Genomic DNA, 25236 nt, shown 5'->3' with positions numbered 1-25236 from the left:
AGCCTAACGCCAACAGCCGTCCGACGGGTGACACCACCGGCTACCTGGCAAACCCGAAGGAGGTGTGAGATGGGAAGTGGATGGCATGAATGGCCGCTGATGATCTTCACGGTCTTTGGGCAGTGCGTGGCGGGCGGGTTTATCGTCCTTGCGCTGGCGCTGTTAAAAGGGAACCTCAATGCTGAACAGCAGCAGCGTTTGGTGTTGAGCATGTTTGGCCTGTGGGTGTTGATGGGGATTGGGTTTATCGCCTCTACGCTGCACCTGGGCTCACCGATGCGCGCGTTTAATTCCCTGAACCGCGTCGGTGCCTCTTCGCTGAGTAACGAGATTGCCAGCGGCGCAATCTTCTTTGCAGTTGGCGGGCTGGGGTGGTTACTGGCAGCGATGAAAAAGCTGCCTTCAGGGTTACGCGCGTTGTGGCTCATCGTCACCATGGTACTGGGCGTTGTCTTCGTCTGGATGATGGTCCGGGTGTACAACACCATCGATACCGTTCCAACCTGGTACAGCGTCTGGACGCCGATGAGCTTCTTCCTGACCATGTTTATTGGCGGGCCGCTGCTGGGTTATCTGCTGCTGCGTGTGGCTGGCATTAATGGTTGGGCAATGCGCCTGCTGCCCGCGGTCTCGCTGCTGGCGCTGGTAGTCAGTACCGTCGTGGCGCTGATGCAGGGGGCGGAGCTGGCGACCATTCAAAGCTCTATCCAGCAGGCGTCGGCGCTGGTGCCAGATTACGGTTCGCTGATGGCCTGGCGTGTGGTACTGCTGACGGTGGCGCTGGTGTGCTGGATTGCCCCTCAGCTTAAAGGTTACTCGCCTGCGCTGCCGTTGCTGTCACTGGCCTTTGTGCTGGTGCTGGCCGGAGAGTTGATTGGTCGCGGCGTATTTTACGGACTGCATATGACGGTCGGTATGGCTATCGCCAGCTAATTTTAAATTTTGTTATAAAAAGCCGGGACATAGCGCCCGGCTTTTCTTTTTTCATTCATGAAATTTTTCGACTGATGTTTCGTTGTAAAAATTCCCGGAAATAAATAAAAACAAATAGATAATTAATATTGCTAGCAGGCTTTGCATTAGCAGGATGAGTTTTTTAAATCGACAAGGCGCATAACGTGCGTGACGCCGGAATCAGTGGATTGACTTTGTTTATTCCAGTGGCATGATGCGCACGAAATCTGAACTTCCTCACGGTTTTTAATCCATGACCACCTATACCCGCCCGGTGCTTTTGTTGCTCTGTGGCCTGCTTTTGCTGACCCTGGCGATCGCGGTGTTAAACACGCTCGTCCCGCTATGGCTCGCCCATGAAAACTTACCGACCTGGCAGGTGGGTATGGTTAGCTCGTCCTTTTTTACGGGCAACCTGCTGGGCACCTTATTAACGGGGAGCCTTATTAAGCGCTTTGGTTTTAACCGCAGTTATTATCTGGCGTCGCTGATCTTTGCCGTCGGCTGCGCCGGTTTAGGCCTTATGGTCGGCTTCTGGAGCTGGATGGTCTGGCGCTTTATTGCGGGCGTCGGCTGCGCCATGATCTGGGTGGTGGTTGAAAGTGCGCTGATGTGCAGCGGCACGTCCCGTAATCGCGGGCGTCTGCTGGCGGCCTATATGATGGTTTACTACGTCGGTACCGTTTTGGGACAACTGATGGTCAGCAAACTGCCAACCGACCTGATGAGCGTGCTGCCGTGGGTGACGGGCATGGTGCTGGCGGCGATCCTGCCGCTGCTCTTTACCCGTATTGTGAACCAAAACAGCGAACATCAGGAAGCCACTCACGTCTGGCCAATGCTGAGACTGCGCCAGGCGCGTCTGGGGGTTAACGGCTGCATTATATCCGGGATTGTGCTGGGCTCGCTCTATGGCCTGATGCCGCTCTATCTTAACCATCAGGGCGTCAGTGATTCCGGGATCGGTTTCTGGATGGCGGTGATGGTCAGCGCGGGGATTGTCGGCCAGTGGCCGATTGGCCGCCTGGCGGACCGCTTTGGTCGTCTGCTGGTGCTGCGTGTGCAAGTTTTTGTGGTGATCATGGGCTGTCTCGCCATGCTCAGCAACGCCGCGATGGCGCCTGCGCTGTTCATTCTGGGGGCTGCGGGCTTTACGCTCTACCCGGTCGCGATGGCCTGGGCCTGCGAAAAAGTTGAGCACCACCAGCTGGTGGCGATGAATCAGGCGCTGTTATTAAGCTATACCATCGGCAGCCTGCTGGGGCCGACATTTACCGCGATGCTCATGCAGAATTATTCCGACAATTTGCTGTTTATTATGATCGCCAGCGTGTCGTTTATTTATCTGCTAATGCTGCTGCGCAAAGTGGGCGAGCATCCAACGCCAGTAGCACATGCCTGATTAAATAAAAGCCTGTCTATGACAGGCTTTTTTGTCCCTGTCACATATAAGACTTTTACGTATTGTTTGTTTTCCCCGCCCGGCGATAATTCAATTGAGTTCTCTCACTAAAAGGCAGCAATCATGTCTACACGTCGTCTTTCCACTACCGCACTTGCCGTAGTGTTGTCTTTAACGTTTGCAACGGCTCCGGTCATGGCTAATCCTGGAAACGGGAATGGCGGTAGTCACGGTAATGGTGGCGGACAGGGTAATAGCGGCAATCATGGTAACGGGAATGCCGGAAACCATGGTAATAAGCACAATAACGGACAAGATAACCCGGGAAACTCGGGCAAGAGCTTTAAAAACAGCAAAGATGTCGGGAACGATGTGGATGCGCGCGTGAGCTTCGATCATGCTCGCCATCTGGCACTGAATTACGGCTTAACGGGCTATGACTCTCTGCCACCGGGTATTGCGAAAAACCTGGCTCGCGGTAAGCCACTGCCTCCGGGCATTGCGAAGAAAACCGTGCCAGCCGCGATGCTGGGCCAGCTTCCTTCCTATCCGGGCTATGAATGGCGCGTAGTAGGTGATGACCTGGTGTTAATTGCGCTGAGTACGGCCATTGTGACTTCCGTTATTAACGGGGTCTTTAAATAGAATATAAATAGGCCCGGTGTTCACCGGGCCTTTTCGTTAATACATGACCTTGTGGCCATACTGCTCAAGAATACCTTTGACGCGCTCCATCGTCTCTTTTTTCGGCGGCTTCACGCCATCCAGTTTGTACTCTTCGCCCATTGCCACCCATTTATGTTTACCCAACTCATGATAGGGCAGGAGTTCAATTTTCTCGACGTTCCCCATATCACGGGTAAATTCACCGAGACGATGCGCGGAATCATCATCATCTGACCAGCCCGGTACGACCACATAGCGGATCCAGGTCTTGACGCCTTTGTTGGCAATGTATTTGGCAAATTCCAGCGTACGGTGGTTTGAAACGCCAACCAGATTCTGGTGGATCTCATCATTCATCTGCTTGAGATCGAGCATCACCAGATCGGTCACTTCAAGCAGTTCATCAATAACCGGATCGTAACGGCGCACAAAGCCGTTGGTGTCGAGACAGGTATGGATGCCCTCTTTGCGGCAGGCACGGAACCAGTCGCGAACAAACTCAGCCTGAAGGATAGCTTCACCGCCGGATGCCGTCACGCCACCGCCGGACGCATTCATGAAGTGGCGATAGGTCACCACCTCTTTCATCAGATCTTCCACGGTGACTTCTTTCCCACCATGGGTATCCCAGGTGTCACGGTTATGGCAGTACAGGCAGCGCATCAGGCAGCCCTGGAAAAAAGTAATAAAGCGGATCCCCGGGCCATCGACGGTGCCACAGGATTCAAAGGAGTGAATGCGACCAATAGTTGACATTGCGGTGATATCTCCAGCATCGGCCCGTCCGGGGCCTGAGTATGCACAGCTCAAAGCCGGCTGTGTTTAAGTCTGTTTTGGCTGATATCCATAAAGTATAGATAGCGGACAAAAGAGACTGAGTTGGAGAGGGTGCTAAAAAGGCCCCACTGACGTGGAGCCTTTATTGTACGCTTTTTACCGCGTGATTTCAGTCAATTCCACTTACATGGACTGCGTGAAAGTACGGGTGATAACGTCCTGCTGCTGTTCTTTCGTCAGGGAGTTAAAACGTACTGCGTAGCCAGATACACGGATGGTCAGCTGAGGGTATTTCTCAGGATGTTCCATCGCGTCGAGCAGCATTTCACGGTTCATCACGTTCACGTTCAGGTGCTGACCACCTTCGATGGACGCTTCGTGGTGGAAGTAACCATCCATCAGACCCGCGAGGTTAGTTTTACGTACTTCGTCGTCTTTACCCAGCGCGTTTGGCACGATAGAGAAGGTGTAAGAGATACCATCTTTCGCGTAAGCAAACGGCAGTTTAGCAACGGAAGTCAGAGAGGCAACCGCACCTTTCTGGTCACGTCCGTGCATCGGGTTAGCACCTGGGCCGAATGGCGCGCCAGCACGACGACCGTCTGGGGTGTTACCGGTTTTCTTACCATACACAACGTTAGAGGTGATGGTCAGAACAGACTGAGTCGGGATAGCGTTACGGTAGGTAGTGAGTTTCTGAATTTTCTTCATGAAACGTTCTACCAGGTCAACCGCCATGTCATCAACGCGAGCGTCGTTGTTACCAAACTGCGGGTATTCGCCTTCGATTTCGAAGTCGATAGCCAGACCGTCTTCGTCACGAATTGGTTTAACTTTCGCATATTTGATTGCAGACAGGGAGTCAGCCGCAACGGACAGGCCTGCGATACCACACGCCATGGTGCGAACCACGTCACGGTCGTGCAGCGCCATCAGAGAGGCTTCGTAGCTGTACTTGTCGTGCATGTAGTGGATAACGTTCAGCGCGGTCACGTACTGCTTAGCCAGCCAGTCCATGAAGTGGTCCATGCGCTCCATGACTTCGTCATAGTTCAGCACGTCGCCTTTGATAGGTTCAGACTTAGGACCAACCTGCATTTTCAGTTTTTCATCAACGCCGCCGTTGATTGCGTACAGCATGGTTTTCGCCAGGTTTGCACGCGCACCGAAGAACTGCATTTGTTTACCAACAACCATTGGGCTTACGCAGCACGCGATAGCGTAGTCGTCGTTGTTGAAGTCCGGACGCATCAGGTCATCGTTCTCGTATTGCAGAGAAGAGGTGTCGATGGACACTTTAGCGGCGAATTTCTTGAAGTTCAGAGGCAGTTTTTCAGACCACAGAACGGTGATGTTCGGCTCCGGAGAAGGCCCCATGGTGTACAGGGTGTTCAGGAAGCGGAAGCTGTTTTTGGTTACCAGAGTACGGCCATCTACGCCCATACCGCCGATAGATTCGGTTGCCCAGATTGGGTCACCAGAGAACAGCTCATCATATTCCGGGGTACGCAGGAAGCGAACCATACGCAGCTTCATGACCAGGTGGTCAATCATTTCCTGAGCGTCTTGTTCAGTGATTTTGCCTGCTTTCAGGTCACGTTCGATGTACGCATCGAGGAAGGTGGATACGCGGCCGAAGGACATTGCTGCACCGTTCTGAGACTTAACAGCGGCCAGGTAGCCGAAGTAGGTCCACTGGATAGCTTCCTGAGCATTGGTTGCAGGACCAGAGATATCGCAGCCGTATTTCGCTGCCATCTCTTTGATCTGGCCCAGCGCACGGTGCTGTTCAGCGATCTCTTCACGCAGACGGATAGTCGCTTCCAGGTTTACGCCGTTTTCCAGGTCAGACTGGAGAGAGACGAACTGTGCGTATTTGTCTTTCATCAGGAAGTCGATACCGTACAGCGCAACGCGACGGTAGTCACCGATGATACGGCCACGGCCATAGGCATCTGGCAGACCGGTCAGGACGCCTGATTTACGGCAGTTCAGAATGTCCTTGGTGTAAACATCGAAAACACCCTGGTTATGGGTTTTACGGTATTCGGTGAAGATTTTTTTCAGCATTGGGTCCAGCTCGCGGTTATACGCTTTGCAGGAACCTTCAACCATTTTGATACCACCGAACGGGATGATTGCGCGTTTCAGTGGTGCTTCAGTTTGCAGACCAACAATTTTCTCAAGAGCTTTGTTGATATAGCCAGCATCGTGAGAAGTGATGGTAGAAGCAACGGAGGTGTCAAAATCAACTGGCGCGTGAGTGCGGTTTTCCAGTTTAACGCCTTCCATTACGCTGTCCCACAGCTTGGTGGTTGCGTCAGTCGCACCAGCCAGGAAGGATTCGTCACCTTCATACGGGGTATAGTTTTTCTGAATGAAGTCACGGACGTTGACTTCATTCTGCCAGTCACCTTTCGCAAAACCTTCCCAGGCTGTGGCTAACTTTTCATTAAGCTCGGACATGTAACACCTACCTTCTTAAGTGGATTTTTTATTTACTGCCTGAGACAACCATTAATGATGATCGCCGCCACGCAGGTAAATGACCCAGTATGTCAACCCAACTAACAGACCCCCACCGATAATGTTCCCGATGGTGACGGGGATCAGGTTATCAGTAATGAAATTCATAATAGTCAGGTGTGAAAAACTTTCCGGGGTTGAACCAACTGCGGTCCAGAACTCCGGGCTTGCAAAGTTGCGGATAACGATCCCCATTGGGATCATGAACATATTCGCAATACTGTGCTCAAAGCCGCTGGCAACAAACATCGCAACCGGCAGAACCATAATCATGGCTTTATCCATCAGGCTACGGCCAGAGTAGCTCATCCAGACCGCCAGGCAGACCATCAGGTTTGCGAGGATGCCGAGAGCAACGGCTTCGATAAACGTATGGTGCATTTTGTGGTCGGCGGTTTGCAGGACGTTTAGCCCCCAGCCGCCGTTGGCGGTCATGTACTCGCCAGAAAGCCACATCAACAGAACAAAGAGCAGACAGCCAATCAGGTTGCCAACGTAGACGTTGAGCCAGTTGCGCGCCAGTTGACCCCAGGTAATTCTACCGCTGGCTTTTGCCACAACAATCAACACCGTGGAGGTGAAGAGGTCGGCGCCGCAGATGACGCAGAGAATCAGGCCCAGTGAGAAGCAAATACCGCCAATCAGTTTCGCTATGCCGAAAGGCATCCCGGCAGTACCGGTGGTGGCGGTGATATAGAAGACGAAAGCGATGGAGATGAACACCCCAGCCGTAATGGCCAGAAAGAACGTGGTCATCGGATGTTTCGTTGCTTTGTAGACACCCGCTTCTTCGGCAACTTTCGCCATCGCAGCGGGGAGTAATAGATCAAAAGGGTTGTCAGCTTTCACACTAACTCTCTCTTTATTAAGTCGGCGACGAGATACTAACAAAGCATTATAGAAGAGAAATTGACATAGATCATATCTCGCCTGGCTTATAGGCCCGCAGTGTGTATGGTTTTACAGCGAAAGCGGAGTAAGTTTTTGATTATCCGTATAAAAATAAATTTTAAAAGTTATGAAAAGAGTTGAATTTTTTCTTTCACCTCCCGTTGGATAGTTAATTAAAATGGAGTATTTATTATAATAAGCAACAATAAATTGCAGGTGATTGTTTTTATATTTACCCGCAGTTAACTTAATTATTACAATTGAACGTCATTGCGAAAAAAATAAAAAAAAGGGGCAATGAAATTGCCCCGTAATATAGCTCAGGTAATTAAATACACCTACAGCCATTAATGTTATATGCGTTTATTTTGACCAGTAAGCGGCTTTTGCCTTCTGCAATTTTTCGTATGCATTCAGCAACGACTGATGTGCCGGGAAGGCTTTCAGATCGCTATCAACCGCTTGCAGACCATAGAACGGCTCTTCACCGCTCAGCGCCGCGCTGGCCGCTTCAACGGCTTCTGCACCGTACATACGCACAAAGGCGTTCAGATACTGCAATGGCTCGCGATCGTCTTCCTGAGAAAGCAGGAGTAGCGTTTGCAGGCAACGGTAATAGTTAGTGCGCTCGGCGGAGAAGACGGACTGGTTAAACTCCATCGTCCACTCGGTCCAGGCCAAAGCCTGATCCAGATCGCCGCCGGCCAGCGCCAGCATCGCTTTCAGCTCGCCGATGCGCAGGGTGTACCAGCCTTTATCTTTCCCTGTCGCCAGACCCAGCAGTTCGCGTACGCGGGTGAAATCATCGTGTCCTTCTTCGTCCAGCTGGGCGATCAGGTTCAGATAATCTTCTTTATCCCACTCGCTGCCTGGCAGGGCCAGCAGGGTTTCACGCAGATGCGCGCCCATGCTGTTGTTCGCCAGCCACAGATCTTCTGCCGGATAAATATCCGACATGCCCGGCACAATAATACGACACGCGTATACGCCGAGGTGTTCATAGTCGGCAATATAGACTTCCTGATCTTCTGCGTTGAAAATCGCCATCAGGGTAGCGAACTCTTCTTCCGTCGTACCGGCAAAGCTCCAGTCCACGAACGGATAGTCCGCGTCCTGCTTGAACATATCCCAGGAGATCAAACCGCTGGAGTCGATGAAATGCGTTTCGAGGTTAGTGTGCTCGGCGACTTCTTCATCATCGAAGGTTGGCGGGGTAAAGACATCAAGATCTTTCAGGCTACGGCCTTGCAGCAGTTCGGTCACGGTACGCTCCAGCGCCACGCCGAAGTCCGGGTGCGCGCCGAAGGAGGCGAAGCAGGTGCCATTTGCCGGGTTGAACAGTACCACGCAGATAACCGGATATTTGCCGCCCAGCGAGCCGTCATAAGCAAAGATGGGGAAACCTTCCGCTTCCAGTTTGGCGATGGATTCCACCACGCCCGGGTAGCGTGCCAGCACGTCTGACGGGATCTCCGGCAGGCTGATAGATTCAGCAATAATGCGGTTTTTGATATGACGCTCGAAAACTTCAGACAACCCCTGCACGCGCGCTTCGTTGCGTGTGTTACCCGCTGACATGCCGTTAGACACATACAGGTTACCGACGATGTTCATCGGGATATAAACGGTCTGCTCGTCAGACTGACGGGTGAACGGCAGGGCGCAGATCCCGCGATCCTCATTGCCGGATTGCAAATCGATCAGCATGCTGGAGGTCAGTTCATTTTCCGGATCGTAGAACGCGCGCAGGCGGGCATCAAGAATACCTTCCGGCAGTTCATCGTCTTCGGTCAGCGGGAACCATTTTTCGTTCGGATAGTGAACGAACGGGCCGTTAGCTATCGTTTCACCCAGCCAGAAATCGGCGAAGAAGTAGTTGGTGGACAGACGCTCAAAATATTCACCCAGCGCAGAGGCCAGCGCCGCTTTTTTGGTTGCGCCTTTACCGTTTGTAAAGCACAGCGCACAGTCTTTGTCGCGAATATGCACGGACCAGACGTGAGGCACCGGATTCAGCCAGGAGGCTTCTTCGATATTAAAGCCCAGGTCGGTCAGTTTCTGCTGGAAGCGAGCGATGGAATCTTCCAGAGCGGCGTCTTTGCCGGGGATAAACGTTTGAGTCATGGCGTTCACTTTTATCGTACGTAAAGCGCGCAATGATACGGGTTTTGCGTGACGGGTGCTATCTCCGGCGAAAATAAATGGCTGGGCTATGCTTATAAGCAGTAACCTACTGTTAAGGCGTAGAAAAATGAAAGCATTTGATCTCCAGCGGATGGCGTTTGATAAAGTTCCTCCAGAGTTTTTAGGCGAAGTGGCGTTGCGCAGCCTGTACACCTTTGTTCTTGTTTTCCTGTTTCTGAAAATCACCGGGCGCCGTGGCGTGCGTCAGATGTCGCTGTTTGAAGTGCTGATCATCCTGACGCTGGGGTCGGCGGCAGGGGACGTTGCCTTTTATGACGATGTGCCGATGGTGCCGGTCTTTATCGTCTTCGTGACGCTTGCGTTGCTGTACCGGATGGTCATGTGGCTGATGTCGAAAAGTGAGAAACTGGAAGATCTGTTCGAAGGGAAGCCGGTGGTGATTGTCGAAGATGGTCAACTGGCCTGGGAGAATGTGCAAAGCGCCAATATGACGGAGTTTGAGTTTTTTATGGAACTGCGTTTGAGCAGCGTTGAGCAACTGGGGCAGGTGCGTCTGGCGATTATGGAAACGAACGGTCAAATCAGCGTCTATTACTATTCAGACGATGAGGTAAAGCCCGGCCTGTGTATCCTGCCGGATATGCTCATCGAGCGATACAAAACTGTACCTGAAGCGGGGGAGTACGCCTGCATAAAATGTAGTCATGTCGTGGTCATGCAGGCGGGCGATCATCAATTATGCCCCCGCTGTACGAATCCAGAATGGACGAAGGTAAGCCGGGCTAAACGCATCACCTGACAGCGATTTTGTCGGTTTTGTGACAACGTAATGGCAGATTGTTTTGTGTGACGAGGGGCACATTTCTTCGACCATAAGTTTTAGACATTGCGGCGCGTGTCACTGAATGATAAAACCGATATCCACAGTTATAACTTATGGCTTTTAGCGTGGTGAGGGGAAATGGCTCAAGTCTTTAATTTCAGTTCAGGTCCGGCAATGTTACCGGCAGACGTACTTAAACAGGCTCAACAGGAGCTGTGTGACTGGAACGGTCTGGGTACGTCGGTGATGGAAGTCAGCCACCGGGGTAAAGCGTTTATTCAGGTGGCGGAAGAAGCAGAAAAGGATTTTCGCGATCTGCTGAACATTCCCTCGAACTACAAAGTATTGTTCTGTCACGGCGGTGGACGCGGCCAGTTTGCGGGTATCCCGCTCAATCTGCTGGGCGACAAAACCACCGCTGATTACGTTGATGCCGGCTACTGGGCGGCCAGTGCGGTAAAAGAAGCGCATAAATACTGTACCCCGAATGTCATCGATGCCAAAGTGACCGTTGACGGTCTGCGCGCCGTGATGCCGATGAGTGAGTGGCAGCTTTCTGACAACGCCGCGTATCTTCACTACTGCCCAAATGAAACCATCGACGGTATTGCCATTCACGAAGAGCCAGACTTTGGCGAAAATGTCGTTGTGACGGCGGATCTCTCTTCAACCATTCTGTCCACCCCGCTGGATGTCAGCCGCTACGGTGTCATCTACGCGGGTGCCCAGAAAAACATCGGTCCTGCGGGTTTGACTATCGTTATCGTGCGTGAAGATCTGCTGGGGAAAGCCCATAAGACTTGCCCGTCAATTCTGGATTACACCGTCCTGAACGACAACGATTCCATGTTCAACACCCCTCCAACCTTTGCCTGGTATCTCTCCGGCCTGGTCTTCAAATGGCTGAAGCAAAAAGGCGGCGTGGCGCAGATGGACAAGATTAATCAGCAAAAAGCTGAACTGCTGTACGGCGTGATCGACAAGAGCGATTTCTACCGTAACGATGTTGCCAAAACTAACCGTTCGCGCATGAACGTGCCGTTCCAGCTGGCGGACAGCAACCTGGATAACGTGTTCCTGGAAGAGTCCTTCGCGGCGGGTCTGCATGCGCTGAAAGGCCACCGAGTAGTAGGTGGGATGCGCGCCTCAATCTATAACGCCATGCCGCTGGAAGGCGTTAAAGCCCTGACTGATTTCATGATCGACTTCGAACGTCGTCACGGTTAATTCGCTGTTTTTCACCCCCGCAGCGTTCCTGCGGGGTTTTTATTATGTTGAGTTGAGAGTTGAGTTTCATGGAATCCCTGACGTTACAACCTATCGCGCGGGTAGATGGCACCATTAATCTGCCTGGTTCAAAAAGTGTCTCGAACCGCGCTCTGCTGCTGGCAGCTCTGGCAAACGGCACCACCGTCCTCACTAATCTGCTGGACAGCGATGACGTGCGCCATATGCTCAATGCACTGAAAGCGTTGGGCGTTCAGTACGCGCTGTCTGACGATCGTACCCGTTGTGAAGTCACCGGAAACGGCGGCGCGTTACATTCTGCTGAGGCGCTGGAGCTTTTCCTGGGTAACGCCGGTACCGCGATGCGTCCTCTGGCCGCTGCGCTGTGTCTGGGGAGTAACGATATTGTGCTGACCGGTGAGCCGCGAATGAAAGAGCGTCCGATCGGCCATCTGGTGGATGCCCTGCGCCAGGGCGGCGCGCAGATTGATTATCTTGAGCAGGAAAATTACCCGCCCCTGCGTCTGCGCGGGGGATTCACTGGCGGCAATGTTGAGGTTGACGGTAGCGTTTCCAGCCAGTTCCTCACTGCGCTGCTGATGACCGCACCGCTGGCACCACAGGACACCGTCATCAGCATTAAAGGCGAGCTGGTTTCTAAACCGTACATTGATATCACCCTGCACCTGATGAACACCTTTGGTGTTGAGGTGGAAAACCAGTCTTATCAGCGCTTCGTGGTGCGCGGAGCGCAGCAGTATCAGTCCCCGGGCCACTACCTGGTTGAAGGCGATGCTTCATCCGCCTCCTATTTCCTTGCCGCTGGTGCGATTAAAGGCGGCACCGTGAAGGTGACCGGGATTGGCCGTAACAGCGTGCAGGGCGACATCCGTTTTGCCGACGTGCTGGAGAAAATGGGCGCCACTGTTACCTGGGGTGATGATTTCATCTCCTGCACCCGCGGCGAGCTGAATGCCATTGATATGGACATGAACCATATTCCGGATGCGGCGATGACTATTGCCACGGCAGCGCTGTTCGCCAAAGGTACCACCACTCTACGCAACATCTACAACTGGCGCGTGAAAGAGACGGACCGCCTGTTCGCGATGGCAACCGAGCTGCGTAAAGTGGGGGCGGAGGTAGAAGAGGGCGAAGATTTTATTCGCGTCACGCCGCCGGCGAAACTGCAATTTGCAGAAATTGGCACCTACAACGATCACCGCATGGCGATGTGTTTCTCGCTGGTGGCGCTGTCCGATACACCTGTGACTATTCTCGATCCGAAGTGTACGGCAAAAACCTTCCCGGACTACTTCGAACAGCTGGCGCGCATTAGCACCCTGGCCTGATGATCGTATGCCGCATCATCCGATGCGGCATTTACTTACGCTTTCTGACAGTCATCCTCTTTCATTTCTTCTACACTCTGCTTCAATCATTCCGTAATTTGCACGCAAAGGTAACAGTTGCGCGCGTTGGCGCGTATAATGCGCGGCGTTCATGTAAACGGTATGCCTTAATTAAGGAGAAAAAGATGACGGCAATTGCCCCGGTAATCACCATTGATGGGCCAAGTGGCGCAGGGAAAGGTACTCTGTGCAAAGCGATGGCGGAAGCATTGCAATGGCATCTTTTAGATTCGGGAGCAATCTATCGTGTGCTGGCGCTGGCTGCGCTGCATCATCATGTGGATGTTGCGTCTGAAGAAGCGCTGGTACCGCTGGCTGCGCATCTGGATGTCCGCTTTGTCTCTACTGATGGCAACCTTGAAGTGATCCTGGAAGGGGAAGATGTCAGCGGTGAAATCCGTACGCAGGAAGTGGCCAATGCAGCCTCTCAGGTGGCGGCTTTCCCACGCGTTCGTGAAGCGCTGTTACGTCGCCAGCGCGGTTTCCGTGAAGCGCCGGGATTGATCGCCGACGGCCGCGACATGGGAACCGTGGTATTCCCTGATGCACCAGTGAAAATTTTCCTTGATGCCTCCTCGGAAGAACGTGCTCAACGCCGTATGCTTCAGTTGCAGGAAAAGGGGTTTAGTGTTAACTTTGATCGCCTTTTATCCGAGATAAAAGAGCGCGATGACCGCGATCGTAACCGTGCCGTCGCTCCACTTGTTCCCGCGCAAGACGCATTAGTGCTGGATTCAACCAGTTTAACTATTGAGCAAGTGATTGAAAAAGCGCTACAATATGCGCGCCAAAAACTGGCACTCGCGTAATCGCGACCGATTTAGCAGTACCCCCGCTGCAATGGATTGACGGCGGGTATGTGAAACAACCCCATCCGGCACGGAGCCAGGTGGACGTTAATATTAACCTGAAGATTAAACATGACTGAATCTTTTGCTCAACTGTTTGAAGAATCCTTAAAAGAAATCGAAACCCGTCCGGGTTCCATCGTTCGTGGCGTTGTTGTTGCTATCGACAAAGACGTAGTACTGGTTGACGCCGGTCTGAAATCTGAGTCTGCCATTCCGGCAGAGCAGTTCAAAAACGCCCAGGGCGAGCTGGAAATCCAGGTTGGTGACGAAGTTGACGTTGCGCTGGACGCAGTAGAAGACGGCTTCGGTGAAACCCTGCTTTCTCGTGAGAAAGCGAAACGTCACGAAGCATGGATCACCCTGGAAAAAGCTTACGAAGAAGCTGAAACTGTGGTCGGTGTTATCAACGGCAAAGTTAAAGGTGGCTTCACTGTTGAGCTGAATGGTATTCGTGCGTTCCTGCCAGGTTCACTGGTAGACGTTCGTCCAGTCCGTGACACCCTGCACCTCGAAGGCAAAGAGCTTGAGTTCAAAGTCATCAAGCTGGACCAGAAGCGTAACAACGTTGTTGTTTCCCGTCGTGCCGTTATCGAATCCGAAAACAGCGCAGAACGCGATCAGCTGCTGGAAAACCTGCAGGAAGGCATGGAAGTCAAAGGTATCGTTAAGAACCTCACTGACTACGGCGCATTCGTTGACCTGGGCGGCGTTGATGGCCTGCTGCACATCACCGACATGGCGTGGAAACGCGTTAAGCACCCAAGCGAAATCGTGAACGTGGGCGACGAAATCACTGTTAAAGTGCTGAAGTTCGACCGCGAGCGTACTCGTGTATCCCTCGGCCTGAAACAGCTGGGCGAAGATCCATGGGTAGCTATCGCTAAGCGTTACCCAGAAGGTACTAAACTGACTGGTCGCGTTACCAACCTGACTGACTACGGCTGCTTCGTTGAAATCGAAGAAGGCGTTGAAGGTCTGGTACACGTTTCCGAAATGGACTGGACCAACAAAAACATCCACCCATCCAAAGTTGTTAACGTTGGTGATGTAGTGGAAGTGATGGTTCTGGATATCGACGAAGAACGTCGTCGTATCTCCCTGGGCCTGAAGCAGTGCAAAAACAACCCATGGCAGCAGTTCGCGGAAACCCACAACAAGGGCGACCGTGTTGAAGGTAAAATCAAGTCTATCACTGACTTCGGTATCTTCATCGGCCTGGACGGCGGCATCGATGGCCTGGTTCACCTGTCTGACATCTCCTGGAACGTTGCAGGCGAAGAAGCAGTTCGTGAATACAAAAAAGGCGACGAAATCGCAGCAGTTGTTCTGCAAGTTGACGCAGAGCGTGAGCGTATCTCCCTGGGCGTTAAACAGCTCGCAGAAGATCCGTTCAACAACTGGGTTGCACTGAACAAGAAAGGCGCAATCGTAAACGGTAAAGTGACTGCTGTTGACGCTAAAGGCGCAACCGTAGAACTGGCTGACGGCGTTGAAGGTTACCTGCGCGCTTCCGAAGCTTCACGTGACCGCGTTGAAGATGCCACTCTGGTTCTGAGCGTTGGCGACGACGTTGAAGCTAAGTTCACCGGTGTTGACCGTAAGAACCGTGCTATCAGCCTGTCTGTTCGTGCTAAAGACGAAGCTGATGAGAAAGATGCAATCGCAACTGTGAACAAACAGGAAGATGCAAACTTCTCTAACAACGCAATGGCTGAAGCTTTCAAAGCAGCTAAAGGCGAGTAAGTTCAGGTTCGCACCATCATTTGAGCTGTAACGCATTTACAGCGCGAAGGATGGAGAGCAGACTTGACAGATTGCAGGTTTCGTCCTGTAATCAATAACAAAGGGCGGCTACGGCCGCCCTTGTTTAATAGGCTGTTCAGCTAATGGGTTTGAAAGGAACCGGAGGAATCATGACCAAGTCAGAATTGATTGAAAGACTTGCCAGTCAGCAACCGCATATCCCTGCCAAGGCTGTGGAAGATGCCGTTAAAGAGATGCTGGAGCATATGGCTACCACTCTTGCCCAGGGCGAGCGCATTGAAATCCGCGGTTTCGGTAGTTTTTCTCTGCACTATCGTGCACCACGTACCGGGCGTAACCCGAAGACTGGCGATAAAGTGGAGCTGGAAGGAAAGTATGTTCCGCACTTTAAGCCGGGTAAAGAACTGCGCGATCGCGCCAATATTTACGGTAACTGAGTTTAATCATTAAGGTTAAACTGAGTTTAAAGGAAGCACCTTAGGGTGCTTTTTTTGTATCCCGCCCCTGCATTTCTGAATACGCGCCGCATTTAAGTTTTCTCTTTGCTGTTAACGCTTAAAAACGTTGCAGCGCCCGCTGTAAATCACGCCTTTTCTGTCTGACGACGCATCTGTTCCGTCGCATAATCGCCTGAAACATGGAGGTGAATATGGGGATCCACGTCATCAGTATTTTCGCCATTCTGGCCATAATTCCGCTCTATTGGTTACCCGTTTTGCCAGATTTGCAGACCGTCTGGATGCTGATTGCCACAGGAATTGCGTTATCCCTACAGCAGAGAAAATGGCTTAAGTTTTCAGGCCTTGCATTGCTTTTTATGTGCTGGGGGATCCTGTCCGCTCAGGAAAGCGTGTGGCCGATGAACCATTTAACGAAAGCACCGCAGCAGGCCGAGGTGGTCATTACCGCAACGGACGGGGCAACGATGCATCAGGGAAGGATTGTCAGCCTCAATGGAGAACGCGTGTGGGCTGCCATGGGCGTGGCGCTGTATGGCAACTATTTGCCGCAAAACGTCTGCGTGGGTCAACGATGGGCAATGACCCTGCGGCTCAGGGCGGTACACGGAGAACTCAACGATGGCGGCTATGATTCGCAAAAAAATGCCTTCGCCCGACACCAGACGCTGAGCGGACGGTTTACCCACGCGGAGATTGTTGACGCACACTGTAGTCTGCGTTCGCAATACCTCACATCACTACAGGATACCCTTTCAGCATATCAGTGGGGGGACATGATCCTGGGGCTGGGAATGGGAGAGCGACTGTCGGTCTCGCGCGAGATAAAAAACCTGATGCGTGAGACCGGTACGATGCATCTGATGGCAATCTCAGGATTACATATTGCGCTGGCCGCTTCCGTTATCTGGTTTCTGGCGCGGGGCATCCAGTTTTTCCTGCCGTGCCGCTGGATTATCTGGCAAATCCCCTTGCTGGCAGGGCTGGTTTTTGCCGCGTTTTACGCATGGTTAACGGGCTTGCAGCCACCCGCACTGCGTACGGTTATCGCGCTTGTGGTACTGGCCGCATTAAAAACGAGCGGTCGCCAGTGGTCGCCCTGGCAGGTATGGCTAACCTGCGTGGCGGCGATCCTGTTTTTCGACCCACTGGCGGTACTGTCACAAAGCCTGGCGTTATCAGCGTTTGCGGTCGCCGCGCTTATTTTTTGGTATCAATGGCTGCCTCTCGCGCACTGGCAACGGGGCCGGTGCATGCGGCCACTGGTTACGCTGTTGTATTTGCAGGTGGGAATGCTGCTGCTTCTGTTGCCGCTTCAGGTATTGATTTTCCATGGTTTCAGTCTCTCCTCGCTAGTGGCGAATCTGTTTGCTGTTCCTCTGGTGACCTTTATTTCAGTTCCGCTAATCCTGTTCGGCATGTTTCTGCATCTGTTTCCGGTGGCGGCGCTGGAAAGTATCGTCTGGCTGGCTGCCGACAAATCTCTGGCAGGGCTTTTCTGGCTATTGATGCGTTTACCGAATGGCTGGCAGGATGTTGATGAACGCTGGCAATACCTGACGTTACTGCCGTGGCTGATGATCGTTGGCTGGCGATTCAGGGCCTTCAACACAGTACCCGCAGTCTGTCTGGCAGGCTGTGTGGTGCTGGCATTTCCCTTCTGGCACAGGGTTAAAACCGACAGCTGGTCCCTGCATATGCTGGATGTAGGGCAGGGGCTGGCGCTGGTCATTGAGCGTCACGGTAAGGCGATTCTGTATGATACCGGGTTGGCATGGCCCGGAGGGGACAGCGCGCAGCAGCTGATCATCCCCTGGCTACGCTGGCATCATCTGAGGCCGGAAGGGGTGATTCTGAGCCATGAGCATCTCGATCACGCGGGGGGACTGGCATCGCTAAAAGCTGCCTGGCCCGCAATATGGATCAGAAGCCCCTTAGCCTGGGCGGGGCATCTTCCCTGCTTTCGTGGGCAGCGATGGCAGTGGCAGGAGTTAACGTTCTCCGTGCACTGGCCACCCGAAAACACCTCGGCGAAAGGTAACAACCGCTCCTGCGTGGTAAAAATTGATGACGGCGAACAGAGCGTTTTACTGACCGGGGATATTGAAGCGCAGGCAGAACTGGGAATGCTGAGTCACCGCTGGCGACAACTTACGTCTACACTGATTCAGGTGCCGCATCATGGAAGTAATACGTCATCCTCAACACCGCTGCTACAGCGCGTGGAGGGACAGGTTTCGCTGGCCTCAATGGCCCGCTATAACGCGTGGCGTTTCCCTTCCGTCAAAGTGGTCCGGCGCTATCGAAATGAGGGTTATCGCTGGCTTGATACTCCACAGTCCGGGCAGATATCTGTGACGTTTTCGCACCATGGTCGGCAAATTCGCCGCTTACGCGAACACTATTTACCGCGTTGGTATCATCAGTGGTTTGGCGCGCCCGTAGATAACGGGTAGAATATGCGGCTATTTCAACAAATGCTGGTTTTTTGAATGCATAACGACAAAGATCTCTCCACGTGGCAAACGTTCCGCCGGCTCTGGCCGATGATTGCTCCTTTCAAAGCAGGCTTGATCGTGGCGGGCGTAGCGTTAATCCTCAACGCAGCCAGCGATACGTTTATGTTATCGCTTCTCAAACCGTTACTGGATGACGGTTTTGGTAAAACGGATCGTTCAGTGCTGCTATGGATGCCGCTGGTGGTTATTGGGCTGATGATCTTACGCGGCATCTCCAGCTATGTATCAAGCTACTGCATCTCCTGGGTATCCGGTAAAGTGGTGATGACCATGCGCCGTCGACTGTTCAGCCATATGATGGGGATGCCAGTCTCATTCTTTGATAAACAATCAACCGGTACCCTGCTGTCACGTATTACCTACGATTCAGAGCAGGTGGCGTCGTCCTCCTCCAGCGCACTGATTACCGTTGTACGCGAAGGCGCATCCATCATCGGCCTGTTTGCGATGATGTTCTATTACAGCTGGCAACTGTCGCTGATCCTAATTGTGCTGGCGCCGATTGTCTCCATCGCTATTCGCGTGGTATCAAAGCGTTTTCGCAATATCAGTAAAAATATGCAGAATACGATGGGGCAGGTGACGACCAGCGCCGAGCAGATGCTGAAAGGCCACAAGGAAGTATTGATTTTCGGCGGTCAGGAAGTCGAAACCAAACGCTTCGATAAGGTCAGCAACAAAATGCGCCTGCAAGGGATGAAAATGGTGTCGGCCTCGTCGATTTCCGATCCGATCATTCAGCTGATTGCCTCTCTGGCCCTGGCCTTCGTCCTGTATGCCGCCAGCTTCCCGAGCGTCATGGAAACCCTGACTGCGGGTACCATTACGGTGGTGTTCTCATCCATGATTGCGCTGATGCGTCCGCTGAAATCGCTGACTAACGTCAACGCCCAGTTCCAGCGCGGGATGGCAGCCTGTCAGACGCTGTTCAGCATCCTCGATTCCGAACAGGAAAAAGATGAAGGTACACGCGTGATCGAGCGCGCTAAAGGCGATCTGGAATTCCGTAACGTCACCTTTACCTATCCAGGCCGTGAAGTGCCGGCGCTGCGTGATATCAGCCTGTCTATCCCGGCGGGTAAAACCGTCGCGCTGGTCGGTCGTTCCGGTTCGGGCAAGTCGACCATTGCCAGCCTGATCACCCGTTTCTACGATATCGATCAGGGCGAGATCCTGCTGGATGGTCATGACCTGCGGGAATATACCCTACAGTCGCTGCGTAACCAGGTGGCGCTTGTATCGCAGAACGTGCATCTGTTCAACGATACGGTGGCGAACAATATTGCCTATGCCCGTACCGAAGAGTACAGCCGTGAAGAGATCGAGAATGCGGCGCGTATGGCCTATGCGATGGACTTCATTAACAAAATGGACAACGGTCTGGATACGATCATTGGCGAAAACGGGGTGCTGCTTTCCGGTGGTCAGCGTCAGCGTATCGCGATTGCCCGTGCGCTGCTGCGCAACAGCCCGATTCTGATCCTCGACGAAGCAACGTCCGCACTGGATACGGAATCTGAACGCGCTATCCAGTCTGCTCTGGATGAATTACAGAAAAACCGTACCTCGCTGGTTATCGCGCACCGTCTGTCGACCATCGAACAGGCTGACGAAATCGTGGTGGTGGAAGATGGCGTGATCGTTGAACGCGGCAGCCATGCGGACCTGCTGGAACAGCGTGGTGTTTACGCGCAGCTTCATAAAATGCAGTTCGGTCAATGATTGCACGCATCTGGTCAGGTGAGTCCCCTCTGTGGGTGCTGCTTCTCCCTCTCTCCTTGCTGTATGGCCTGGCGAGCGGTGCTATTCGTCTGCTTTACCGCCTCGGGCTCAAGCGCGCCTGGCGCGCACCGGTACCGGTAGTGATAGTCGGTAACCTGACGGCGGGTGGAAACGGCAAAACCCCGGTAGTGATCTGGCTGGTGGAACAACTCCAGAAGCGAGGCATACGCCCGGGGGTCGTCTCACGCGGTTACGGTGGCAAAGCGGCTCAGTATCCTCTGGTGCTGAGCCCTGACACAACGCCCGCTGAAGCCGGTGATGAGCCGGTACTGATTTCCCAGCGCACAGGCGCACCGGTTGCGGTATCGCCGGTGCGTAGCGATGCGGTGAAGGCACTCCTTGCGAAGCATAATGTGCAAATCATTATTACTGATGATGGTTTGCAGCATTACGCGCTGGCGCGTGACAAAGAGATCGTGGTCATTGATGGCGTGCGGCGTTTAGGCAACGGCTGGTGGCTGCCAGCCGGGCCTGTGCGTGAGCGTGCGTCGCGCCTGAAGAGCGTCGATGCCGTGATTGTTAACGGCGGTGAAGCCAGAGCGGGCGAAATCCCGATGCATCTTCGTCCCGGTCAGGCCGTGAATATGCTGACCGGCGAACGTAAAAACGTCGCGCAACTGGGGCAACTGGTTGCGATGGCCGGGATTGGTCATCCGCCACGGTTCTTCGCTACGCTGGAGCAGTGCGGCGCGCGGCTGGAAAAACGGGTGCCGCTGGCCGACCACCAGGCGTTAGTTGCCGAAGAGGTTGAAAGGCTGGCAGCACCGGGCCAGACGTTGATCATGACGGAAAAAGACGCGGTAAAATGCCGGGCCTTTGCGAAAGAAAACTGGTGGTATCTCCCGGTTAATGCTGAACTCAGTGGTGAACAGCCGGAACATTTGCTCAAGGAACTGCTCGCATTAGTGCAGTAACTTTAACGCGGTTCCGGTGACGCTTTGACTGACAGGAAAATGCATGTCTCTACCGCAACTCTCACTTGCAGCCGCACGAAACTTGCATCTTGCTGCCCAGGGGCTTCTGAAAAAGCCCCGCCGCCGCGCGCAGCCAGCGGATATCCTCTCAACCGTGCAACGCATGTCGTTGCTGCAAATCGACACTATTAACATCGTCGCGCGTAGCCCGTATCTGGTCCTGTTTAGCCGCCTCGGGAACTATCCTCCGCAATGGCTTGATAATGCGCTGAGCCAAGGCGAACTGATGGAATACTGGGCGCATGAAGCCTGTTTTCTCCCGCGCAGCGATTTTGCACTGGTGCGTCACCGCATGCTCGCCCCGGACAAAATGGGCTGGAAGTACCGCCAGGAGTGGATGGTGGAACACGCCGATGAAATAGAGCAACTGATTGCCCATATTCAGGAAAACGGTCCGGTACGCTCCGCGGATTTTGAACACCCGCGAAAAGGCGCAAGCGGATGGTGGGAGTGGAAACCGCACAAACGCCATCTCGAAGGGTTGTTTACGTCGGGCAAAGTGATGGTGGTCGAGCGCCGCAATTTTCAGCGTGTCTATGACCTCACGCACCGCGTTATGCCGCACTGGGACGATACGCGCGACCTGCTTTCTCAGGACGCAGCCGAAGCCATCATGCTCGGGAACAGCGCCCGTAGCCTGGGCATATTTCGCTCGCAGTGGCTGGCGGATTATTATCGTCTGCGTCAGCCGCAGCTAAAACCGCTGCTGGAAACGTGGCAGCGCGAACAGCGCATCATGCCGGTCTCGGTGGAGTCGTTAGGTGAGATGTGGCTGCATGCGGATTTGTTTCCTCTGCTGGCGCAGGCGCAAGAGGGCAAACTCCATGCGACCCACAGTGCCGTGCTGTCGCCGTTTGACCCCGTTGTCTGGGACAGAAAGCGGGCCGGGCAGTTGTTTAATTTCAGCTACCGTCTGGAATGCTACACCCCGGCGCCAAGGCGTCAGTACGGTTATTTTGTCTTGCCGCTGCTGCATAAAGGGCAGCTGGTCGGACGCATGGACGCTAAAATGCACCGTAAAACCGGGATGCTTGAAATTATCGCCCTCTGGCTTGAAGAGGATATAAAGGTGACGGCTGGCCTGGAAAAAGGATTAACGACCGCGCTCAGTGACTTCGCGCGCTGGCAGGGGGCGCACGAAATTGTACTGGGCCGCGTGCCTGCGGGGCTGTTTACGGCCTGTCGAGGTGGCTGGGAAACAGACACTCCCTGAAAACGGAATGTGATAAGCTTTAGGGATTACCCATACGGAGGAACTATGGATCACCGTTTACTTGAAATTATTGCCTGCCCGGTGTGCAACGGCAAACTGTACTACAGCCAGGATAAACAGGAGCTGATTTGCAAACTGGACAGCCTGGCATTTCCGCTGCGTGACGGTATTCCGGTCCTGCTGGAAAATGAAGCCCGTTCCCTGGTGGCAGAAGAGAGCAAACCATGAGTTTTGTTGTCATTATCCCTGCGCGTTATGCTTCAACGCGCCTGCCGGGTAAACCGCTGGTGGATATCAACGGTAAGCCGATGATTGTGCACGTCCTTGAACGGGCGCGCGAATCGGGCGCCGGGCGCGTCATCGTCGCCACCGATCATCCGGACGTTGCCCGAGCGGTTGAGGCCGCGGGAGGGGAAGTGTGCATGACCCGTGCCGATCATCAGTCAGGCACCGAGCGCCTGGCGGAAGTCGTCGAAAAATGCGGTTTCACCGACGAGACGGTGATTGTGAACGTGCAGGGCGATGAGCCGATGATCCCGGCGGCGATTATCCGTCAGGTAGCCGACAACCTGGCTCAGCGTCAGGTTGGCATGGCGACCCTCGCGGTGCCGATTCATCACGCTGATGAGGCGTTCAATCCGAATGCGGTGAAAGTGGTTATGGACGCAGAGGGCTACGCGCTCTATTTCTCCCGCGCCACCATTCCGTGGGATCGCGATCGTTTCGCGCAATCGAAAGAGACAATCGGCGAAACCTTCCTGCGCCACATCGGTATTTACGGCTACCGTGCCGGTTTTATTCGTCGCTATGTCGCCTGGTCGCCAAGCCCGCTGGAGCATATTGAAATGCTCGAACAGCTTCGTGTGCTGTGGTACGGCGAGAAAATTCACGTTGCGGTTGCCCAGGAAATCCCAGGCACCGGCGTGGATACTCCTGAAGATCTTGAGCGCGTACGCGTCGAAATGCGTTAATTTGCTGGCGTCCCCTCGTTCGGGGGGATGCTCTCCCGCCTGGCTATTTTTTACTTTTCTTTTTCATTATTGATCTCTATCCGGTGACATCCGGGGTTCACGCGCTCATTATAAAAGCAGTAGTTTCAATAGGAGTAATCGCATATGGAACAACTGCGTGCTGAACTCAGCCATCTGCTGGGCGAAAAGCTAAGCCGGGTGGAATGCGTGAATGAAAAGGCCGATACCGCACTCTGGTCGTTGTATGACAGTCAGGGAAACCCCATGCCGCTGATGGCCAGAAGTTTTACCTCGCCGGGCGTCGCCAGACAGCTGGCCTGGAAAATGTCGATGCTGGCGCGGGAAGGGACGGTTCGTATGCCGACGGTCTACGGCGTGATGACGCATGAGGAGCATCCCGGTCCGGACGTTCTGCTTATCGAGCGTTTACGCGGGGTTTCTGTTGAAGCTCCGACGCGTACACCGGAGCGCTGGGAACAGCTGAAAGATCAGATTGTCGAAGCTTTGCTTGCCTGGCATCGGCAGGACAGCCGGGGTCTTGTTGGCGCGGTAGACAGCACCCAGGAAAACCTGTGGCCACTGTGGTATCGCCAGCGTGTCGAAGTGCTGTGGGGCACGCTGAACCAGTTCAACAACACCGGATTAACGATGCAGGACAAACGTATTCTGTTCCGCACCCGGGAATGTCTGCCGACGCTGTTTGAAGGTTTTAACGATAACTGCGTGCTGGTTCACGGCAACTTCACGCTGCGCAGTATGCTTAAAGACTCGCGCAGCGACCAGCTGCTGGCGATGGTGGGGCCGGGGATCATGCTCTGGGCGCCACGTGAGTATGAACTGTTCAGGCTCAGCGAGAGCGGGGCGGCGGAAGATTTGCTCTGGCACTATCTTCAGCGCGCCCCCGTTGCGGAGGCCTTTCTCTGGCGGCGCTGGCTCTATCTGCTCTGGGATGAGGTGGCGCAGCTGGTAAACACCGGGCGCTTTAATCGCGCCGGTTTCGATCTGGCCGCTAAATCACTCCTGCCCTGGCTTGCCTGAGGAACCTTTGAGCCACTGCCAGAGGCGACCAAGGGTCTCGTAGCCGACGCGGTCGCTGTGCATCAGCCATACCGGGGAGGGAATTATCCGTTCCCATGGGTTGAGCGGGGCGTCAATCGCCAACTGGTTTGCCGGAGCAGGAAGCGGATGCAGGCCCTGCTGCTCAAAGAAAATCATTGCGCGCGGCAGGTGTGAAGCAGAAGTCACCAGCAGGAACGGGACATCACCGATGGCCTGTTTCACCGCGGCAGCCTCTTCTTCGGTATCTTTTGGACTCTCCAGTGTGATGATGGCGGAGCGTGGTACGCCAAGCGATTCTGCCACTCTTGCCCCGGCTTCAGCGGTACTGACCGGGTTGGTTTTTGCCGCAGCGCCCGTGAAGATCATCTTTGATCCCGGATTGGCCAGCCACAGGCGGATCCCCTCGTTCAGACGCGGCAGGCTGTTGTTGATCAGGTTCGAGCTGGGTGCCCAGCTCGGATCCCAGGTATACCCGCCGCCCAGCACCACGATATAGTCTACCTTCTGATTTTCCTGCCACGTCGGATAGGTATTTTCAATCGGACGCAATAAACCGTCAGCCACCGGTTGCAGGCTGAATAACAGCAGCGCCAGCCAGCCCACGGTGACGATGGATTTGCCGCTTTTCTGAAAGCGGCTGAACCATAACAATGCCAGCCCCAGTGCGATAAGCAGCAGCAGCAGGGGAAGGGGAAGCATCATGCCTCCGATATATTTTTTTAGGGTAAAAAGCATCCTTTTTGGTTCCTTTTTTAACCATACAGCAGACGATTGCCCGTGATATTACACCAGAGTGGTTCATTCTCCGCGCGGGTGTGACAA

The 25236-nt window shown here is 53.7% G+C and carries 21 protein-coding genes and 1 pseudogene; 17 read left to right on the top strand and 5 right to left on the bottom strand.

Annotation, left to right across the window (positions count from 1 at the left end):
- The 4 genes and pseudogenes from G6Q29_RS21595 to G6Q29_RS11990 form a co-directional block, all read left to right on the top strand.
- Positions 1 to 68, top strand: a pseudogene (locus G6Q29_RS21595) (dimethyl sulfoxide reductase subunit B); the annotation flags it as partial.
- 1 nt (position 69) lies between these two features.
- Positions 70 to 933, top strand: coding sequence for a dimethyl sulfoxide reductase anchor subunit family protein (locus G6Q29_RS12000; protein WP_165465762.1), 864 nt, complete (start codon positions 70 to 72; stop codon positions 931 to 933).
- A gap of 274 nt (positions 934 to 1207) precedes the next feature.
- On the top strand, positions 1208 to 2356 hold the full coding sequence (locus G6Q29_RS11995; protein WP_003858254.1) for an MFS transporter: 1149 nt from the start codon (positions 1208 to 1210) through the stop codon (positions 2354 to 2356).
- Positions 2357 to 2479: 123 nt separating this feature from the next.
- On the top strand, positions 2480 to 3001 hold the full coding sequence (locus G6Q29_RS11990) for an anti-virulence regulator CigR family protein (protein WP_165465761.1): 522 nt from the start codon (positions 2480 to 2482) through the stop codon (positions 2999 to 3001).
- 36 nt (positions 3002 to 3037) lie between these two features.
- On the opposite strand, the gene pflA is transcribed toward G6Q29_RS11990, so the two are convergent.
- The 4 genes from pflA to ycaO all read right to left on the bottom strand — a co-directional run bounded on the left by pflA (position 3038) and on the right by ycaO (position 9340).
- On the bottom strand, positions 3038 to 3778 hold the full coding sequence (gene pflA / locus G6Q29_RS11985; RefSeq protein ID WP_006809389.1) for a pyruvate formate lyase 1-activating protein: 741 nt from the start codon (positions 3776 to 3778) through the stop codon (positions 3038 to 3040).
- 204 nt (positions 3779 to 3982) lie between these two features.
- Entirely contained in the window at positions 3983 to 6265 is a 2283-nt protein-coding gene (gene pflB, locus G6Q29_RS11980; RefSeq protein ID WP_045282257.1) for a formate C-acetyltransferase, read from the bottom strand.
- Between the two features lie 51 nt (positions 6266 to 6316).
- Positions 6317 to 7174 (bottom strand): formate transporter FocA, encoded by an 858-nt coding sequence (gene focA / locus G6Q29_RS11975; protein ID WP_165465760.1) that lies wholly within the window; start codon positions 7172 to 7174, stop codon positions 6317 to 6319.
- A gap of 405 nt (positions 7175 to 7579) precedes the next feature.
- Positions 7580 to 9340 carry a 30S ribosomal protein S12 methylthiotransferase accessory factor YcaO gene (ycaO, locus tag G6Q29_RS11970; protein WP_165465759.1) on the bottom strand — a complete coding sequence of 587 codons (1761 nt, stop codon included), beginning with the start codon at positions 9338 to 9340 and terminating at the stop codon, positions 7580 to 7582.
- A 127-nt stretch (positions 9341 to 9467) separates the two neighbouring features.
- Here ycaO and G6Q29_RS11965 point away from each other — a divergent pair, with 127 nt between their 5' ends.
- The 13 genes from G6Q29_RS11965 to G6Q29_RS11905 all read left to right on the top strand — a co-directional run bounded on the left by G6Q29_RS11965 (position 9468) and on the right by G6Q29_RS11905 (position 24393).
- A complete protein-coding gene (locus tag G6Q29_RS11965; RefSeq protein WP_165465758.1) occupies positions 9468 to 10160 on the top strand; it encodes a DUF421 domain-containing protein in 693 nt (230 codons plus the stop codon).
- A 162-nt stretch (positions 10161 to 10322) separates the two neighbouring features.
- Positions 10323 to 11411, top strand: coding sequence for a 3-phosphoserine/phosphohydroxythreonine transaminase (gene serC, locus G6Q29_RS11960; protein WP_165465757.1), 1089 nt, complete (start codon positions 10323 to 10325; stop codon positions 11409 to 11411).
- Positions 11412 to 11479: 68 nt separating this feature from the next.
- Positions 11480 to 12763 (top strand): 3-phosphoshikimate 1-carboxyvinyltransferase, encoded by a 1284-nt coding sequence (gene aroA / locus G6Q29_RS11955; protein WP_165465756.1) that lies wholly within the window; start codon positions 11480 to 11482, stop codon positions 12761 to 12763.
- Between the two features lie 185 nt (positions 12764 to 12948).
- Positions 12949 to 13632, top strand: coding sequence for a (d)CMP kinase (cmk, locus tag G6Q29_RS11950; protein ID WP_015570968.1), 684 nt, complete (start codon positions 12949 to 12951; stop codon positions 13630 to 13632).
- Between the two features lie 111 nt (positions 13633 to 13743).
- Positions 13744 to 15417 carry a 30S ribosomal protein S1 gene (gene rpsA / locus G6Q29_RS11945; protein ID WP_003858235.1) on the top strand — a complete coding sequence of 558 codons (1674 nt, stop codon included), beginning with the start codon at positions 13744 to 13746 and terminating at the stop codon, positions 15415 to 15417.
- 170 nt (positions 15418 to 15587) lie between these two features.
- Positions 15588 to 15875: an integration host factor subunit beta gene (gene ihfB, locus G6Q29_RS11940; protein WP_003858233.1), complete on the top strand. Its 288-nt coding sequence runs from the start codon at positions 15588 to 15590 to the stop codon at positions 15873 to 15875.
- Positions 15876 to 16087: 212 nt separating this feature from the next.
- Positions 16088 to 18352 (top strand): ComEC family protein, encoded by a 2265-nt coding sequence (locus G6Q29_RS11935; protein WP_165465755.1) that lies wholly within the window; start codon positions 16088 to 16090, stop codon positions 18350 to 18352.
- 36 nt (positions 18353 to 18388) lie between these two features.
- Positions 18389 to 20137 (top strand): lipid A ABC transporter ATP-binding protein/permease MsbA, encoded by a 1749-nt coding sequence (msbA, locus tag G6Q29_RS11930; protein WP_023299725.1) that lies wholly within the window; start codon positions 18389 to 18391, stop codon positions 20135 to 20137.
- Positions 20134 to 21111, top strand: coding sequence for a tetraacyldisaccharide 4'-kinase (gene lpxK, locus G6Q29_RS11925; RefSeq protein ID WP_165465754.1), 978 nt, complete (start codon positions 20134 to 20136; stop codon positions 21109 to 21111). Before msbA ends, lpxK begins: the two co-directional genes overlap by 4 nt.
- 43 nt (positions 21112 to 21154) lie before the next feature.
- Positions 21155 to 22384, top strand: a complete 1230-nt coding sequence (locus tag G6Q29_RS11920) for a winged helix-turn-helix domain-containing protein (protein ID WP_165465753.1) — start codon at positions 21155 to 21157, stop codon at positions 22382 to 22384.
- 45 nt (positions 22385 to 22429) lie between these two features.
- A complete protein-coding gene (ycaR, locus tag G6Q29_RS11915; protein WP_006174474.1) occupies positions 22430 to 22612 on the top strand; it encodes a protein YcaR in 183 nt (60 codons plus the stop codon).
- Entirely contained in the window at positions 22609 to 23355 is a 747-nt protein-coding gene (gene kdsB, locus G6Q29_RS11910; protein ID WP_165465752.1) for a 3-deoxy-manno-octulosonate cytidylyltransferase, read from the top strand. The genes ycaR and kdsB overlap by 4 nt, the downstream gene beginning before the upstream one ends.
- Before the next feature lie 144 nt (positions 23356 to 23499).
- Complete coding sequence (locus G6Q29_RS11905; protein WP_165465751.1) at positions 23500 to 24393, top strand: YcbJ family phosphotransferase; 894 nt, start codon at positions 23500 to 23502, stop codon at positions 24391 to 24393.
- On the opposite strand, the gene elyC is transcribed toward G6Q29_RS11905, so the two are convergent.
- Complete coding sequence (elyC, locus tag G6Q29_RS11900) at positions 24370 to 25149, bottom strand: envelope biogenesis factor ElyC (protein WP_165465750.1); 780 nt, start codon at positions 25147 to 25149, stop codon at positions 24370 to 24372. The genes G6Q29_RS11905 and elyC overlap by 24 nt on opposite strands.
- Positions 25150 to 25236 lie beyond the last annotated feature (87 nt).

The organism is Enterobacter cloacae (genome assembly GCF_011078175.1).
Taxonomy (GTDB): domain Bacteria; phylum Pseudomonadota; class Gammaproteobacteria; order Enterobacterales; family Enterobacteriaceae; genus Enterobacter; species Enterobacter cloacae_Q.
Note: the sequence above shows the minus strand (reverse complement) of the source record. Positions and strands in the feature narration are given on the sequence as shown.

Excerpts from the sequence above, each read along its gene's own strand:
- pflA (WP_006809389.1), bottom strand. The coding sequence starts at position 3,778 with ATGTCAACTATTGGTCGCATTCACTCCTTTGAATCCTGTGGCACCGTC.
- ihfB (WP_003858233.1), top strand. The coding sequence starts at position 15,588 with ATGACCAAGTCAGAATTGATTGAAAGACTTGCCAGTCAGCAACCGCAT.
- G6Q29_RS11990 (WP_165465761.1), top strand. The coding sequence starts at position 2,480 with ATGTCTACACGTCGTCTTTCCACTACCGCACTTGCCGTAGTGTTGTCT.
- G6Q29_RS12000 (WP_165465762.1), top strand. The coding sequence starts at position 70 with ATGGGAAGTGGATGGCATGAATGGCCGCTGATGATCTTCACGGTCTTT.
- G6Q29_RS11995 (WP_003858254.1), top strand. The coding sequence starts at position 1,208 with ATGACCACCTATACCCGCCCGGTGCTTTTGTTGCTCTGTGGCCTGCTT.
- ycaR (WP_006174474.1), top strand. The coding sequence starts at position 22,430 with ATGGATCACCGTTTACTTGAAATTATTGCCTGCCCGGTGTGCAACGGC.
- G6Q29_RS11965 (WP_165465758.1), top strand. The coding sequence starts at position 9,468 with ATGAAAGCATTTGATCTCCAGCGGATGGCGTTTGATAAAGTTCCTCCA.
- serC (WP_165465757.1), top strand. The coding sequence starts at position 10,323 with ATGGCTCAAGTCTTTAATTTCAGTTCAGGTCCGGCAATGTTACCGGCA.
- msbA (WP_023299725.1), top strand. The coding sequence starts at position 18,389 with ATGCATAACGACAAAGATCTCTCCACGTGGCAAACGTTCCGCCGGCTC.
- G6Q29_RS11905 (WP_165465751.1), top strand. The coding sequence starts at position 23,500 with ATGGAACAACTGCGTGCTGAACTCAGCCATCTGCTGGGCGAAAAGCTA.
- ycaO (WP_165465759.1), bottom strand. The coding sequence starts at position 9,340 with ATGACTCAAACGTTTATCCCCGGCAAAGACGCCGCTCTGGAAGATTCC.
- rpsA (WP_003858235.1), top strand. The coding sequence starts at position 13,744 with ATGACTGAATCTTTTGCTCAACTGTTTGAAGAATCCTTAAAAGAAATC.
- kdsB (WP_165465752.1), top strand. The coding sequence starts at position 22,609 with ATGAGTTTTGTTGTCATTATCCCTGCGCGTTATGCTTCAACGCGCCTG.
- G6Q29_RS11920 (WP_165465753.1), top strand. The coding sequence starts at position 21,155 with ATGTCTCTACCGCAACTCTCACTTGCAGCCGCACGAAACTTGCATCTT.
- elyC (WP_165465750.1), bottom strand. The coding sequence starts at position 25,149 with ATGCTTTTTACCCTAAAAAAATATATCGGAGGCATGATGCTTCCCCTT.
- lpxK (WP_165465754.1), top strand. The coding sequence starts at position 20,134 with ATGATTGCACGCATCTGGTCAGGTGAGTCCCCTCTGTGGGTGCTGCTT.
- pflB (WP_045282257.1), bottom strand. The coding sequence starts at position 6,265 with ATGTCCGAGCTTAATGAAAAGTTAGCCACAGCCTGGGAAGGTTTTGCG.
- G6Q29_RS11935 (WP_165465755.1), top strand. The coding sequence starts at position 16,088 with ATGGGGATCCACGTCATCAGTATTTTCGCCATTCTGGCCATAATTCCG.
- cmk (WP_015570968.1), top strand. The coding sequence starts at position 12,949 with ATGACGGCAATTGCCCCGGTAATCACCATTGATGGGCCAAGTGGCGCA.
- aroA (WP_165465756.1), top strand. The coding sequence starts at position 11,480 with ATGGAATCCCTGACGTTACAACCTATCGCGCGGGTAGATGGCACCATT.